The 14,908-nt window shown below is 71.9% G+C and carries 10 protein-coding genes and 2 pseudogenes; 9 read left to right on the top strand and 3 right to left on the bottom strand.

What is annotated here, in order from left to right; all coding sequences use genetic code 11:
* The first annotated feature begins 85 nt into the window (after positions 1-85).
* The 3 genes from CCZ36_RS03975 to CCZ36_RS03965 all read left to right on the top strand — a co-directional run bounded on the left by CCZ36_RS03975 (position 86) and on the right by CCZ36_RS03965 (position 3,480).
* Positions 86-1,519 (top strand): RsmB/NOP family class I SAM-dependent RNA methyltransferase, encoded by a 1,434-nt coding sequence (locus tag CCZ36_RS03975; RefSeq protein ID WP_069737321.1) that lies wholly within the window; start codon positions 86-88, stop codon positions 1,517-1,519.
* Positions 1,520-1,667: 148 nt separating this feature from the next.
* Positions 1,668-2,351: a ribulose-phosphate 3-epimerase gene (rpe, locus tag CCZ36_RS03970; protein WP_069737320.1), complete on the top strand. Its 684-nt coding sequence runs from the start codon at positions 1,668-1,670 to the stop codon at positions 2,349-2,351.
* A gap of 133 nt (positions 2,352-2,484) precedes the next feature.
* Positions 2,485-3,480 carry a sugar-binding transcriptional regulator gene (locus CCZ36_RS03965; RefSeq protein WP_030712649.1) on the top strand — a complete coding sequence of 332 codons (996 nt, stop codon included), beginning with the start codon at positions 2,485-2,487 and terminating at the stop codon, positions 3,478-3,480.
* 64 nt (positions 3,481-3,544) lie between these two features.
* On the opposite strand, the pseudogene CCZ36_RS03960 reads toward CCZ36_RS03965, so the two are convergent.
* Positions 3,545-4,620, bottom strand: a pseudogene (locus tag CCZ36_RS03960) (terpene synthase family protein).
* A 296-nt stretch (positions 4,621-4,916) separates the two neighbouring features.
* Here CCZ36_RS03960 and CCZ36_RS03955 point away from each other — a divergent pair.
* The 5 genes and pseudogenes from CCZ36_RS03955 to CCZ36_RS03935 all read left to right on the top strand — a co-directional run bounded on the left by CCZ36_RS03955 (position 4,917) and on the right by CCZ36_RS03935 (position 11,307).
* Positions 4,917-6,383, top strand: coding sequence for a GuaB1 family IMP dehydrogenase-related protein (locus CCZ36_RS03955; protein ID WP_069737318.1), 1,467 nt, complete (start codon positions 4,917-4,919; stop codon positions 6,381-6,383).
* A 166-nt stretch (positions 6,384-6,549) separates the two neighbouring features.
* Entirely contained in the window at positions 6,550-8,007 is a 1,458-nt protein-coding gene (locus tag CCZ36_RS03950; protein WP_069737317.1) for an aldehyde dehydrogenase family protein, read from the top strand.
* 116 nt (positions 8,008-8,123) lie between these two features.
* Positions 8,124-8,582: an Lrp/AsnC family transcriptional regulator gene (locus CCZ36_RS03945; protein WP_069737316.1), complete on the top strand. Its 459-nt coding sequence runs from the start codon at positions 8,124-8,126 to the stop codon at positions 8,580-8,582.
* A gap of 184 nt (positions 8,583-8,766) precedes the next feature.
* Positions 8,767-9,564, top strand: a complete 798-nt coding sequence (locus CCZ36_RS03940) for a carbon-nitrogen hydrolase family protein (protein ID WP_128817036.1) — start codon at positions 8,767-8,769, stop codon at positions 9,562-9,564.
* A 49-nt stretch (positions 9,565-9,613) separates the two neighbouring features.
* A pseudogene (locus tag CCZ36_RS03935) lies at positions 9,614-11,307 on the top strand (flavin monoamine oxidase family protein).
* Positions 11,308-11,333: 26 nt separating this feature from the next.
* Here the strand turns inward: CCZ36_RS03935 and CCZ36_RS03930 are convergent.
* Positions 11,334-12,044 carry a DUF5995 family protein gene (locus tag CCZ36_RS03930; protein WP_128817035.1) on the bottom strand — a complete coding sequence of 237 codons (711 nt, stop codon included), beginning with the start codon at positions 12,042-12,044 and terminating at the stop codon, positions 11,334-11,336.
* 97 nt (positions 12,045-12,141) lie between these two features.
* On the opposite strand from CCZ36_RS03930, the gene CCZ36_RS03925 reads away from it, so the two are divergent.
* Complete coding sequence (locus tag CCZ36_RS03925; protein ID WP_128817034.1) at positions 12,142-13,350, top strand: glycoside hydrolase family 6 protein; 1,209 nt, start codon at positions 12,142-12,144, stop codon at positions 13,348-13,350.
* A gap of 74 nt (positions 13,351-13,424) precedes the next feature.
* On the opposite strand, the gene CCZ36_RS03920 is transcribed toward CCZ36_RS03925, so the two are convergent.
* A complete protein-coding gene (locus CCZ36_RS03920; protein WP_128817033.1) occupies positions 13,425-14,816 on the bottom strand; it encodes a uracil-xanthine permease family protein in 1,392 nt (463 codons plus the stop codon).
* Between the last annotated feature and the right edge of the window lie 92 nt (positions 14,817-14,908).

Below are 14,908 nucleotides of genomic sequence, written 5' to 3'. Positions count from 1 at the left end.
CCCCGGGCTGCCGTTCGGGAGGCCGCGGACGGCGTCGTAGGCTGGGAGGGTTCGCCCCTCTCACCTCCAGCGGAGCACCTTTCACGTGAACGACCAGCCGCGTCGCCGTCCCGCCAAGCCCCACCGCCGGCCCAAGAAGGACCCGGTCCGCTTCCTCGCCTTCGAGGCGCTGCGGGCCGTCGACGAACGCGACGCGTACGCCAACCTCGTGCTGCCCCCGCTGCTGAAGAAGGCCCGCGCCAAGGGCGACTTCGACGGCCGGGACGCGGCGCTGGCGACCGAGCTGGTCTACGGGACGCTGCGCCGCCAGGGGACGTACGACGCGATCGTCGCGGCCTGCATCGACCGGCCCCTGCGCGAGGTCGACCCGCCGGTCCTGGACGTCCTCAACATGGGCGTCCACCAGCTGCTCGGCACCCGTATCCCCACCCACGCGGCCGTCTCCGCCAGTGTGGAGCTGGCCCGGGTGGTGCTGGGGGAGGGGCGAGCCAAGTTCGTCAACGCGGTGCTGCGCAAGGTCACCGCGCACGACCTCGACGGCTGGGTCGAGAAGGTCGCCCCGCCGTACGACGAGGACGCCGAGGAGCACCTCGCCGTCGTCCACTCCCACCCCCGCTGGATCGTCTCCGCCCTCTGGGACGCGCTGGGCGGTGGCCGGGCCGGCATCGAGGACCTCCTGGAGGCGGACAACGAGCGACCCGAGGTGACCCTGGCCGCCCGCCCCGGCCGTTCCACCACCGAGGAGCTGGTCAAGGCCCTCGGCGAGGACAACTCCCTGCCCGGCCGCTGGTCCCCGTACGCCGTGCGGATGGCCGAGGGCGGCGAGCCCGGCGCGCTGGAGGCCGTCCGGGAGAGCCGGGCGGGCGTCCAGGACGAGGGCAGCCAGCTCGTCGCCGCCGCCCTGGCAGCCGTCCCCGTCGAGGGCCGCGACACCCGCTGGCTGGACGGCTGCGCGGGCCCCGGCGGCAAGGCCGCCCTCCTCGCGGCGCTCGCCGCCGAGCGCGGCGCGACGCTGCTCGCCGCCGAGAAGCAGCCGCACCGCGCCCGGCTGGTCGAGCGCGCGCTCGCCGGTAACCCCGGCCCGTACCAGGTGATCACCACCGACGGCACCCGCCCGCCGTGGCTGCCCGGCACCTTCGACCGCATCCTGATGGACGTGCCCTGCTCCGGACTCGGCGCGCTGCGCCGCCGCCCGGAGTCCCGCTGGCGGCGGCGCCCCGAGGACCTGGAGGCCTTCGCCCCGCTCCAACGCGGCCTGCTGCGCGAGGCGTTGAAGGCCGTGCGGGTCGGCGGCGCGGTCGCCTACGCCACCTGCTCGCCGCATCTCGCGGAGACCCGGGTGGTCGTCGAGGACGTGCTCAAGGGGCGCGGCGGGGAACCGGTCGAGGCGGAGTGGGTCGACGCCCGCCCGCTGATGCCCGGGGTCTCCGCCCTGGGCGAGGGGCCCGACGTCCAGCTCTGGCCGCATGTGCACGGCACGGACGCGATGTATCTGGCTCTGCTGCGCCGGACCGGCTGAATATCACCGCGTCAGCGCACCCGCCCATACAGCAAAAGAACAGTAAAGCGCTGGCAAAATGCCCAGAATGTGCGGACTGTGAGGGCCGTGTGAGGCTTCGGAGGGGATCGAGGCGGGGAACCGGCCGGAGACGTGGCAGGCTTGGGTCATGGCGCAGATCAACCCCAGCATCCTGTCCGCCGATTTCGCGCGTCTCGCCGAGGAGGCGAAGGCCGTCGAAGGCGCGGACTGGCTCCACGTCGATGTCATGGACAACCACTTCGTGCCCAATCTGACCCTCGGCGTGCCGATCGTCGAGGCGCTCAGCAAGGCGACGGACACTCCGCTGGACTGCCACCTCATGATCGAGGACGCGGACCGCTGGGCCCCGAGTTACGTGGAGGCCGGCGCCGGGTCCGTCACCTTCCACGCCGAGGCCGCCGCGGCGCCGGTGCGCCTGGCGCGGGAGATCCGGGCGAAGGGGGCGCGCGCCTCGATGGCGCTCAAGCCCGCGACGCCCATCGAGCCGTACGAGGACCTGCTCCCCGAGCTGGACATGCTGCTGATCATGACGGTGGAGCCGGGCTTCGGGGGGCAGGCATTCCTGGACATCATGCTGCCGAAGATCCGGCGTACCCGGGAGCTGATCAGCAAGCACGGTCTCGAACTGTGGCTCCAGGTCGACGGCGGTGTCTCGGCCACCACCATCGAACGCTGCGCCGAGGCCGGAGCCGATGTCTTCGTCGCCGGATCCGCGGTCTACGGGGCGGCGGACCCGGCGGCGGCGGTGCGGGACCTGCGGGCCCTGGCGGACGTGGCGACGGCCGCGGCCCCCTGGGCATGCGACCACTGAACCAAGGGCAGATGAACGCGGTCCGACAGGGCCGATCAAGGATCGCCGGATCTGACAGGATGAACGGCGTATCGGGCGTGTGAACAGCAGTGAGGAGATCGCGGTGTCTGGCATCTCGGCGGGTCGGTCAGCCATGCGGATGGGACCCGCGGAGCTGGTGCAGGCGGCGGCCATGGCCCGCCGGTTCTACCTGGAGGGCAAGTCCAAGATCCAGATCGCCGAGGAGTTCGGCGTGAGCCGCTTCAAGGTGGCCCGGGTCCTGGAGACCGCCCTCGAACGCGATCTCGTGCGCATCGAGATCCGGGTCCCGGCCGAGCTGGACGCCGAACGCTCCGACGCCCTGCGCGCCCGCTACGGGCTGCGGCACGCGGTGGTCGTCGAATCCCCGGCCGAGGAACAGGAGGACGCCCCCGACCCGGAGAATCTGGGCGAGGTCGCGGCCGACCTCCTGGGCGAGCTGGTGGCCGAGGGCGATGTGCTCGGCCTGGCCTGGGGCCGCTCCACCATCCACATGGCGGCCGCCCTCGACCGGCTGCCGCCCTGCACGGTCGTCCAGCTGACCGGGGTGTACGACGCGGGCACCGCCGAGCGCGGCTCGGTCGAGGCGGTCCGCAGGGCCGCCCAGGTCTCCGGTGGCGAGGCGCACCCCATCTACGCACCGATGCTGCTGCCCGACCCCGCGACGGCCGCCGCGCTGCGCGACCAGACCGGTATCGCCCGTGCCTTCGAGTACTTCGACAAGGTCACCGTCGCCGCCGTCTCCATCGGCTCCTGGGAGCCCGGCATCTCCACGGTCCACGACATGCTCTCGGACGAGGAGCGCGCCCACTACGCCTCGCTCGGCGTCGCCGCCGAGATGTCCGCGCACCTCTTCGACGCGGAAGGCCGTCGGGTCGGCCGCGACCTGGGCGAGCGCTGCATCACCGTGGAGGCGGACCGGCTGCGCCGGATCCCCGAGGTGGTCGCGATCGCGGGCGGCCAGCGCAAGGCGGCGGCGATCGGCGCGGTGCTGCGCTCCGGCCTGGTCACCAGCCTGGTCACGGACACCGCCGCGGCCGACTATCTGCTCACCGAGTCCGCGGCGGGCGTCCGCCCGGCGCTGGAGCGGGCCGACCCCGACGGGGAGTGACGCCGAAGACCCGCGAGGGCCGTGCACCCCGCAAGGTGCACGGCCCTCGGTATGCGCCCCGCCCTCAACCGGCCGGGGGTGCCTTGGCCGCGCACGGGGCGGGGGCCGCGGCCTCGGTGCGCGCGGGCGGGACGCCCAGCACCGTCTCCTCCAGATACTCCTCGGGCTCCTCGTACTGCCCCACGTCGGCGGGGTTGTAGCGGGGCGTCTGGCGCGACCAGTCCAGGTTGCCGCGCATCCAGCTCCGCATTCCGTCCAGGTAGGGCACGAGCAGACCGGACAGCTCCGGATACAGCTCCAGCAGCTCGTCCTCGGCGGTCAGGAACCGCTCGGTCTCCATCGCGAGCCGCTCCGCGACGTGGTCCAGCGCCTGCTGCTCCCCGAGGCCCCGGTGGTGGCGGACCAGGTGGACGAGGTTGTGGATCTCCCCGAGCACCTGCTCCTTCTCGAAGGAGTACACGTCGTTCGCCCAGCAGACGTGGTTGCACGCGGCTTCCAGGGCGGTGATGAAGCGGGGGTCGTTGTGCAGCGACTCCGGGGCCTCGATGCCCGCCACGATCTCTATGAGGTCCATACAGACGTGGATGGCCCCGGTGTGCCGCCGCTTGGCGATGTACGTCTCCTCCGAGGGCACCACGTCCTCGGCGCGGTTGCCCACCTCCCAGGTCGTGGCGGTCGTGAGGTACGTCACCAGATGCCAGGCGAACCGGGTCCGCCAGTGCGGGGCCGCGTTCGGCGTCGTACGTTTCCACAAGTCAGCCAGGGCGGTCACGGCGGCCGGGACCTCCTCGCCCGGCAGCGGCTCGGGGCGGAGCCGTCGACGACCGCGCGCATCCGTTCGACCACACTTCTCACCAGGGCGGGTGAACGGCCGAGATGGCCGTCGTCGAGCTGGTCGTCGACCAGGAAGAGCCAGACGAACCAGTCGGCCACCAGATCGAGATGTTCCTCGTCGGCCGTCGGGTAGACCATGCCGACGAACGCCCCGAAGTCGGCTTGTTCGAATCGGTGCCTCGCGGACTCGCGATGGACCAGACCCGTCCGTCTGGTCCAGTCGTCCAGATGGTCCCGGGTGTGCGCCACGTGCGGATTGGTCCGCTGCGGGAACGGGCAGTAGATGTCCGGCAGTTCGCTGTCCACAGGCGGATCGGGATCCTCTCCGGTCAAACGGTGTGCCCAGGGGTGCCGACGAGCCGGGTCGACGCTTCCGACACCCCCGAGACCTGCGGCTTTGAAGCTACCTGACCCCTTGTCACCTGGTCCAGGGATGGTGATCACGAATGCTTCGAATCCTGTTCGGGTAGAGTCCGTGGGTAAGGCAGGTTCGCTTGCCCGGGACCCCCGGCCGCCTCTTCGGAGGATCAGACGAAAGCGGGGGTCTTTTGCTGTGTCTTCGGGAAACGACCTGCGCGGTTTCGTATGAAAAAATGAGTCTTATGCGTTTTCTTGAGCCGGGCACCGGTCGCTACACAGAGTCCCCCGCGGTCCCGTACGACCTCACGTACGACGACGTCTTCATGGTCCCGGGCCGCTCCGCGGTCGGCTCCCGTCAGGGCGTGGACCTCTCGTCGCCCGACGGAACCGGCACCACCATCCCGCTCGTGGTCGCCAACATGACCGCCATCGCGGGCCGCCGGATGGCCGAAACCGTCGCTCGCCGCGGCGGCCTCGTCGTCATCCCCCAGGACATCCCGATCGAGGTCGTCACCGACGTCATCTCCTGGGTCAAGACGCGCCACCTCGTCCTCGACACCCCGATCGAGCTGGCCCCCGGCCAGACCGTCGCCGACGCGCTCTCGCTGCTGCCCAAGCGGGCGCACGGCGCGGGCGTCGTCGTCGACGCCGACCGCCGTCCCGTCGGCGTCGTCACCGAGCACGACCTCAGCGGCGTCGACCGCTTCACCCAGCTCTCCGAGGTCATGTCCAAGGACCTCGTGCTGCTGGACGCGGACATCGACCCGCGCGACGCCTTCCACAAGCTCGACGGCGCCAACCGCAAGCTCGCCCCCGCGGTCGACGCCGACGGCCGCCTCGTCGGCATCCTCACCCGCAAGGCCGCCCTGCGCGCCACGCTCTACACCCCCGCCACCGACGCCGAGGGCAAGCTGCGCATCGCGGCCGCCGTCGGCATCAACGGCGACGTGGCCGGCAAGGCCAAGCAGCTCCTGGACGCGGGCGCCGACGTCCTCGTCGTGGACACCGCCCACGGCCACCAGGAATCCATGATCAGCGCGGTGAAGGCCGTCCGGGCGCTCGACCCGCAGGTCCCGATCGTCGCGGGCAACATCGTCGCCGCCGAGGGTGTGCGCGACCTGATCGAGGCGGGCGCGGACATCATCAAGGTCGGCGTCGGCCCCGGCGCCATGTGCACCACCCGGATGATGACCGGCGTCGGCCGCCCGCAGTTCTCCGCCGTCCTGGAGTGCGCCGCCGAGGCGAAGAAGCACGGCAAGCACGTCTGGGCGGACGGCGGCGTCCGGCACCCGCGCGACGTCGCCATGGCGCTCGCCGCCGGCGCGTCCAACGTGATGATCGGCTCCTGGTTCGCGGGCACGTACGAGTCGCCCGGCGACCTCCAGCAGTCCGCCGACGGCCGCTTCTACAAGGAGTCCTTCGGGATGGCCTCCGCCCGCGCCGTGAAGAACCGCACCTCGGACGAGTCCGCCTACGACCGCGCCCGCAAGGCGCTCTTCGAGGAGGGCATCTCGACCTCGCGGATGTTCCTCGACCCGGCCCGCCCGGGCGTGGAGGACCTCATCGACTCGATCATCGCGGGCGTTCGTTCCTCCTGCACCTACGCCGGTGCCGGCTCCCTCGCGGAGTTCGCCGAGAAGGCGGTCGTCGGCGTCCAGAGTGCCGCCGGTTACGCCGAGGGCAAGCCGCTGCACGCCAGCTGGAGTTGATTCCCCGAGCACCTCAACGACCTCGCCCCCTCCGGCTGTTCCACGCCGGAGGGGGCGGGGTCGTTTCCGGGCCTGCTCCCGTGGCCGGGGGTCCGCTTCAACTCTGTTGAAATCTCAGTAATATGAACCGCACTCAGCTGCCTGCCTCTCTGCGGTAAGGGATCTCATGTCCTTCTTCACTGACCTGGCCCACCAGTACATCGACGGCGAGTGGAGGCCGGGGAAGGGGTCCTGGGACATCATCGACTTCAACCCGTTCGACGGGGAGAAGCTCGCCTCGATCCCGGTCGCCACCGCCGACGAGGTCGACCAGGCCTACCGGGCCGCCGAGCGCGCCCAGCAGGCGTGGGCGGACACCAACCCGTACAGCAGGCGGGCCGTCCTGGAGAAGGCGCTCGGCATCGTCGAGGAGCGCGAGCAGGAGATCGGCGAGGCGATCGTCGCCGAGCTCGGCGGCACCCGGCTGAAGGCCGCCTTCGAACTGCACCTGGCCAAGGAGTTCCTCCGCGAGGCGATCCAGCTGGCGCTGCGCCCGGCCGGACAGATCCTCCCCTCGCCGACCGAGGGCAAGGAGAACCGCGTCTACCGCGTGCCCGTCGGCGTCGTCGGCGTGATCAGCCCGTTCAACTTCCCCTTCCTGCTCTCCCTGAAGTCCGTCGCTCCCGCGCTGGCCCTCGGCAACGCCGTCGTCCTCAAGCCGCACCAGAACACCCCGATCTGCGGCGGCACCCTGCTCGCCAAGGTCTTCGAGGACGCCGGTCTGCCCGCCGGACTGCTGAACGTCGTGATCACCGACATTGCGGAGATCGGCGACACCCTGCTGGAGCACCCCGTGCCGCAGGTCATCTCCTTCACCGGCTCGGACAAGGTCGGCCGCCACGTCGCCACCGTCTGCGCCCAGAACCTCAAGCGCGCCGTCCTCGAACTCGGCGGCAACAGCGCCCTGATCGTGCTCGACGACGCCGATGTGGACTACGCCGTCGACGCGGCGGTCTTCAGCCGGTACGTCCACCAGGGCCAGGTCTGCATGGCCGCCAACCGCATCCTGGTCGACCGCGCGGTGGAGGCCGAGTTCACCGAGAAGTTCGTCGCCAAGGTCGCGTCTCTCACCGTCGGCGACCCCGCCGACCCGGCCACCCAGATCGGTCCGCTGATCAACTCCTCGCAGGCCGAGTCCGTCTCCAAGCTCGTCGACCAGACCGTGGCGGCCGGGGCGACGGCCCTCCTGCACGGCCGCGCCGACGGCAACCTCGTCAGCCCCTCCGTGCTGACCGGTCTCGCCGCCGACTCGCCCGTCCTGCAGCAGGAGATCTTCGGGCCCGTGGCCCTGCTGGTCCCCTTCGACGGCGAGGACGAGGCCGTCCGCATCGCCAACGACACCCCGTACGGGCTCAGCGGCGCCGTCCACACCGGCAACATCGAGCGCGGGGTGCGGGTCGGGCAGCGCATCCACACCGGCATGATCCACATCAACGACGGCACCGTCCACGACGAGCCGATCGTCCCCTTCGGCGGTGAGAAGAGCTCCGGTCTGGGCCGGCTGAACGGCGACTCGATGATCGAGGCCTTCACCACCCAGAAGTGGATCTCCATCCAGCACGGCCGCTCGCAGTTCCCCTTCTGACGGCCGGTTCCGCCGCTCCGGGCGCGCCCGGAGCGGCGGCCCGTGGTCTACTGCGGGAGGCGGCACGCACCGCCTCCCGCAAGCCGACCCACCGCAGAGATAGTGAACCGCCCGACGTGCGCCTGAACGACCTCGACGAACGCATCGTCCTCGCCCTCGCCGAAGACGCCCGGCGCTCCTACGCCGACATCGGCGCCATCGTCGGCCTCTCCGCCCCCGCCGTGAAGCGCCGTGTCGACCGGCTGCGCGCCGAGGGCGCGATCACCGGTTTCACCGTGCGGGTCGACCCGGCGGCGCTCGGCTGGGAGACCGAGGGGTTCATCGAGATCTACTGCAGCCGCAACACCTCCCCGGAGGCGATCAAGCAGGGCCTCGCCCGCTACCCGGAGATCGCCTCGGCCTCCACGGTGACCGGCGACGCGGACGCGGTGGTGCAGGTCTTCGCCGCTGACATGCGCCACTTCGAACAGGTCCTGGAGCGCATCGCGGGGGAGCCGTACGTGGAGCGTACGAAGTCGGTGCTGGTGCTCTCGCCGCTGCTGCGGCGGTACTCCGCGGAGGCCCCGCCGGCCTGAGACGGGTGGCGCACATCACCCCGCTGACCTGCGGTGATGCCCGACGCAACGATTCGCCGCCCGGGGCCCATTCCGCGCAACGAATCAACGGTCGACGCGCAACACTCGCGCCTTGTCCGGGCCGATCCGGGCCACGTACCTTCGATACGTCTCCCCACCCCGCCCGCACCGCCCGAGGTCAGCCATGCCGTCGTTGCGCACCGCCCTGCTCCAGAGCTCCGGACGGCCCGGCGCCGTCGCCGAGAACCTGAAGACGCTGGACGAGGCCGCCGCCCGGGCCGCCGGTGCCGGAGCCCGGCTGCTGGTCGCCCCCGAGCTGTTCCTCACCGGATACGCCATCGGCGACGCCGTGCCCGTCCTGGCCGAGCCCGCCGACGGACCCGGTGCCGAGGCGATCGCGGAGATCGCCGTACGCCACGGCCTCGCCGTCCTCTACGGCTACCCGGAGCGCGACGGGGAGCTGATCTTCAACGCCTCCCAGCTCATCGCCCCCGACGGGGTCCGCCTCGCGAACTACCGCAAGACCCACCTGTTCGGCTGCTTCGAGCAGGAGTGGTTCACCCCCGGCGAGCAGACCGTCGTCCAGGCCGACATCGACGGTATCCGCATCGGCCTGCTGATCTGCTACGACGTCGAGTTCCCGGAGAACGTCCGGGCGCACGCCCTGGCCGGCACCGATCTGCTGCTGGTGCCCACCGCGCAGATGCACCCCTTCCAGTTCGTCGCCGAATCCGTCGTCCCCGTACGGGCCTTCGAAAGCCAGATGTACGTGGCGTACGTCAACCGCACCGGCCCGGAAGGGGAGTTCGAGTTCGTCGGGCTCAGCTGCCTGGCCGGCCCCGACGGGGCGGTCCGCACCCGCGCCGGACGCGGCGAGGAGCTGGTGATCGGCGAGGTGGACCCGGAGTTCCTGGCCGCCTCGCGGGCCGCCAACCCGTATCTCGCGGACCGCCGCCCCGGCCTCTACGGCTCCCTCGCCTGAGCCCGCACCCTCCCCGAACTTTCCGTACCCCGCAAGGAGTCCGCACCCCATGACGTCCACGGTGCCCAACGCCGTCCAGCACACCGACGCGGCCGCCCCGCCGATCACCATGTTCGGGCCGGACTTCCCGTACGCGTACGACGACTTCCTCGCCCACCCGGCCGGCCTCGGGCAGATACCGGCGACCGAGCACGGCCAGGAGGTCGCCGTCATCGGCGGCGGGCTCTCCGGCATCATCGCCGCGTACGAGCTGATGAAGATGGGCCTCAAGCCCGTCGTGTACGAGGCCGACCAGATCGGCGGCCGGCTGCGCACCGTCGGCTTCGACGGTTGCGACGGCGACCTCACCGCCGAGATGGGCGCCATGCGCTTCCCGCCCTCCTCCACGGCGCTCCAGCACTACATCGACCTGGTGGGCCTTCAGACCCGGCCCTTCCCCAACCCGCTCTCCCCGGCCACACCCTCGACCGTCGTGGACCTCAAGGGCGAGTCGCACTACGCCGAGACCATCGACGACCTGCCGCAGGTCTACCGCGACGTGGCCGAGGCCTGGAGCGCCTGCCTGGAGGAGGGCGCCGACTTCTCCGACATGAACCGGGCGCTGCGCGAGCGCGACGTCCCGCGCATCCGGGAGATCTGGTCGCAGCTCGTCGAGCGGCTCGACAACCAGACCTTCTACGGCTTCCTCTGCGAGTCCGAGGCCTTCAGGTCGTTCCGGCACCGCGAGATCTTCGGCCAGGTCGGCTTCGGCACCGGCGGCTGGGACACCGACTTCCCCAACTCCATCCTGGAGATCCTCCGCGTCGTCTACACCGAGGCCGACGACCACCACCGCGGCATCGTCGGCGGCAGCCAGCAGCTCCCGCTGCTCCTGTGGGACCGCGAGCCGCAGAAGATCGTCCACTGGCCGCTCGGCACCTCGCTCTCCTCCCTGCACGACGGCGAGCCGCGCGGTGCGGTCACCCGGCTGACCCGGACGGCGGGCAACCGCATCACGGTCACCGACGCCACCGGCGACATCCGTACCTTCCGGGCCGCGGTCTTCACCGGTCAGTCCTGGCTGCTCCTCTCCAAGATCGACTGCGATGACGCGCTCTTCCCGATCGACCACTGGACGGCGATGGAGCGCACCCACTACATGGAGTCGTCCAAGCTGTTCGTGCCGGTCGACCGGCCGTTCTGGCTGGACAAGGACGAGACCACCGGCCGCGACACCATGTCGATGACGCTCACCGACCGGATGACCCGGGGGACCTACCTCCTGGACGACGGGCCGGACAAGCCCGCCGTCATCTGCCTCTCCTACACGTGGTGCGACGACAGCCTCAAGTGGCTGCCGCTCTCCCCGAAGGAGCGCATGGAGGTCATGCTCAAGTCGCTCGGCGAGATCTACCCGAACGTCGACATCCGCAGCCACATCATCGGCAACCCGGTCACTGTCTCCTGGGAGAACGAGCCCTGGTTCATGGGCGCGTTCAAGGCCAACCTGCCCGGCCACTACCGCTATCAGCGGCGGCTGTTCACCCACTTCATGCAGGACCGGCTGCCCGAGGACAAGCGGGGCATCTTCCTCGCCGGGGACGACATCTCCTGGACGGCCGGCTGGGCCGAGGGCGCCGTGCAGACCGCGCTGAACGCCGTGTGGGGCGTCATGCACCAGTTCGGCGGGGCGACGGACGCGACCAACCCCGGCCCCGGCGACGTCTTCGACGAGATCGCCCGGTCGAGCTTCCGGAGGACTGAGGCCAGGGGGCGTGCCGACGCGGGCGTCAGCGGCAGGGGGTGAGCAGAAGCCGCCCCACCAGCCCCGCGCCCGCGTCGGTCCGCTGCCGGAACTCCTCGGCCAGCGAAGGGAATCCGCGCAGCCGCCAGAGCACCCGGGCCGCCGACCAGGCCGCCTCGCGGGCCCGCTCCAGGCTCCAGGAGCTCACCAGATGGGTCAGCGGATCCGCGATCCCCAACGCGTCGGGGCCCGGCATCAGTTCGTCGTGGATCCGCTCCTCCAGCAAGGCGAGGAGATCGCCCACGCGCTCGAACTCCCCTTCCAGGTCCGGCGGATCGCAGTCGAGCGTACGACAGGTGTCCACCACCGCCAGCACCAGGTCGTGGCCCACGTGCGCCTGGAGAGCGCTGAGCGCGAACTGCACCGGACGTACGCCGGGATGGCGGCGGCAGGGCAGCAACGGGCGCCAGCACTCCGGCGGCCGCCCGCCCGCCGCGGCCGTCTCGACGGCCGACAGATAGGCCTCGGCGCAGCGTACGGCCAGCAGGGCGGCGGCTTCCCGGTCGTCGGGCCCGTCCCCGCCGAGGTCCGGGTCCACCCGCCCGACGACCTCCAGATAGGCCGTGTTGAAGACCGCCACCCCCTCGCCGGGCGGCCACCGGGAACACCATTCCCGCATACGTTCGATCACCGGGGAGGCGCCCGCCGGCGGGCGGCCGGCCCCGGCCGTTCCTGCGAACTGCTCGATCTGCGTCATGCGCGGAGCGTCCCAGCCTTAGGCTCGCCACGGCGCCGATCGGCCCGAGTATTCATCGGAACGGACGAACAGCGGTGCCGGAGAAGGGGATCGAGGAGTGCCGGGCACCCGCGTACGACGTCGCACCGCTCACCGTGAACGCCGCCGCGCGGCCCGCCGGCACGCCCTGCTCGCCGTCGCCTCGGCAGTGGTGGCGATCGGTGCGACGGCCGGGCTGATCGACGCGGGCCATCGGGACGGGCGCGACACCGCCCGCCCCGGACCGACGGCTCCGCCGGTCCTTGGGCCCCTCCCCGGCGTGCCCACGCCGACGCCCACGGCCCCCGCCCCGTCCACCCCCTCCGCACGCCCCGTTCCCGCCCCGGCCCCCTCCCGCACCACGTCCCGTCCGAGCGCCGCCCCCGAGCCCCCGTCCTCCCCGTCGGCAACGCCCGCACCCGCGCCCCGTAACCGTCTCTTCCGGCACCCGCACTCCCAGGTCCTGGACTGGGTGCGGGCCCACCCCGACGACCCGCGCCGCCCGGTCATCGAGTCCCGGATCGCGGCGCGGCCCGCCGCCGTCTGGTTCGCCGCCCACAACCCGGGCGAGATAGCCGGGCAGGTCCGTGCGGTCACCCGGGGCGCGGCCGCCGCGGGCCGGGTCCCGGTGCTCGTCCCGTACGCGATACCCGACCGGGACTGCGGCGGCGCGTCGAAGGGCGGCGCCCCGGACCTCGCGGCGTACGACGCGTGGATAGGGGAGTTCGCTCGGGGGCTCGGCGCGGGTGCGGCGATCGTGATCCTGGAGCCGGACGCCATCGCCCTCTCCGACTGCCTGAGCGCCTCCGAGCGGGCCGCCCGCTTCGCCTCGCTGGCCCGCGCCGGACGCACCCTGCGCGCAGCCGGTCCGCGGGCCCGGGTCTACTTCGACGGCGGCCACTCGGGCTGGCACGCCCCCGCGAAACAGGCCGCCGCGCTCCGGGCCGCCGGGGCGGCCACCGACGGCGACGGCATCTTCACCAACGTGGCCAACTTCCACCGCACCGCCGACGAGACCGCCTACGCCCGCCGGGTCCTCGCCGCGCTCGGCGGCCCGCCCGGTCTCGGCGCGGTCGTCGACACCAGCCGCAACGGCAACGGCGCGCCGCCCGCCGGTCAGTGGTGCGACCCGGCGGGCCGGGCCCTGGGGCAGACCCCCACGACGCGCACCGGCGAGGCCCGGATCGACGCGTACCTGTGGGTGAAGCTGCCGGGGGAGTCCGACGGCTGCTCGGGCGCGGCGGGCTCCTTCACCCCGGAGTACGCCTACGCCCTGGCCACCGGGTGAGCCCCGGCCGGCCCCCGTACGGCCTGGCCCCGTGCCGCCCCCGCACGGCCTGATCCCAGGCTGCCCCGCACGGCTCAGCTCTTCTCGGGGCCCGGCTTCTCGTCGTACGCCGACGTCCCCGCGTCCAGCAGCGGTTCCTGCGTCTTGAGGTGGGCCGGGGCGAAGGCCCGCAGGACGTGGTAGCCGGTGATCACGACGAGCGTGCCGAGCGCGATGCCGCCCAGCTCGAAGTTGTCGGTGATCTTCAGTGTGACCCCGCCGACGCCGATGATGATGCCCGCGGCGGCCGGGACGAGGTTGAGCGGATTGCGCAGGTCCACCCGGCCGTTGAGCCAGATCTGGGCGCCGAGCAGGCCGATCATCCCGTACAGGATCACGGTGATCCCGCCGAGCACCCCGCCCGGGATCGCGGCGACGACCGCGCCGAACTTGGGGCAGAGGCCGAAGAGCAGCGCGAAGCAGGCGGCGGCCCAGTAGGCGGCCGTGGAGTAGACACGGGTGGCGGCCATCACGCCGATGTTCTCGGAGTACGTGGTGTTGGGCGGTCCGCCCACGGCGGTGGAGAGCATGGAGGCCGCGCCGTCCGCCGCGATGGCGGTGCCGAGCTTGTCGTCCAGCGGGTCGCCGGTCATCTCGCCGACGGCCTTGACGTGCCCGGCGTTCTCCGCGACGAGCGCGATCACCACGGGCAGTGCCACCAGGATCGCCGACCACTCGAAGGCGGGCGCGTGGAAGGACGGCAGCCCGATCCAGTCGGCCTGCCCGACGGCCGAGAGGTCCAGGCGCCAGTGGTCGACGGCCTCCGCCCCGCCCGCCGGAGAGTGGATCTTCCCGAACACCAGGTCCAGCACCCAGGACAGCACGTACCCGAAGACCAGCCCCAGGAAGATCGCGATCCGGGAGAGGAAGCCGCGCAGGCACACCACGGCGAGGCCGGTGAACAGCATCACCGCCAGCGCCGTCCACTGGTCCTGCGGCCAGTACGTGGACGCGGTCACCGGCGCCAGGTTGAAGCCGATCAGCATCACGACCGCGCCCGTCACCACCGGCGGCATCGCGGCGTGGATGATCCGCGCGCCGAACCGCTGCACGGCGAGACCCACCAGGAACAGGGCCGCGCCGACCACCAGCACCGCACCCGTGACGGTCGCGCTGTCACCGCCGCTCGCCCGGATCGTGGCCGCGACGCCGACGAAGGAGAGCGAGCAGCCCAGATAGCTGGGCACCCGGCCCTTGGTCGCCAGCAGGAAGATCGCGGTCGCGACACCGGACATCATGATCGCGAGGTTCGGGTCCAGGCCCATCAGGACCGGGGCGACGAACGACGCCCCGAACATGGCCACCACATGCTGGGCGCCGAGTCCGAACGTACGGGGCCAGGTGAGCCGTTCGTCGGGGCGGACCACCGCCCCGGGCGCGGGGGTCTTCCCGTCGCCGTGCAAGGTCCAGCGCACGCCGAGGCTCATGGTTGCTCCCTGAAGGTCTGCTCGGTGTGCCGACCGGTCTGCGACCCGGGGTTCGGTGTTCACCTGCGGAAAAGATCAGCGCCATGGTAGTG

The sequence above is a fragment of the Streptomyces sp. S063 genome, from assembly GCF_002832675.1.
GTDB lineage: Bacteria > Actinomycetota > Actinomycetes > Streptomycetales > Streptomycetaceae > Streptomyces > Streptomyces sindenensis.
This window is presented reverse-complemented; position numbering and strand designations above follow the sequence as displayed.

Bases quoted from the DNA above. Each gene is read 5' to 3' on its own strand.
- CCZ36_RS03920 (WP_128817033.1), bottom strand. From the start codon at position 14,816: ATGAGCCTCGGCGTGCGCTGGACCTTGCACGGCGACGGGAAGACCCCC.
- CCZ36_RS03965 (WP_030712649.1), top strand. From the start codon at position 2,485: ATGCGGATGGGACCCGCGGAGCTGGTGCAGGCGGCGGCCATGGCCCGC.
- CCZ36_RS03955 (WP_069737318.1), top strand. From the start codon at position 4,917: ATGCGTTTTCTTGAGCCGGGCACCGGTCGCTACACAGAGTCCCCCGCG.
- CCZ36_RS03940 (WP_128817036.1), top strand. From the start codon at position 8,767: ATGCCGTCGTTGCGCACCGCCCTGCTCCAGAGCTCCGGACGGCCCGGC.
- rpe (WP_069737320.1), top strand. From the start codon at position 1,668: ATGGCGCAGATCAACCCCAGCATCCTGTCCGCCGATTTCGCGCGTCTC.
- CCZ36_RS03930 (WP_128817035.1), bottom strand. From the start codon at position 12,044: ATGACGCAGATCGAGCAGTTCGCAGGAACGGCCGGGGCCGGCCGCCCG.
- CCZ36_RS03950 (WP_069737317.1), top strand. From the start codon at position 6,550: ATGTCCTTCTTCACTGACCTGGCCCACCAGTACATCGACGGCGAGTGG.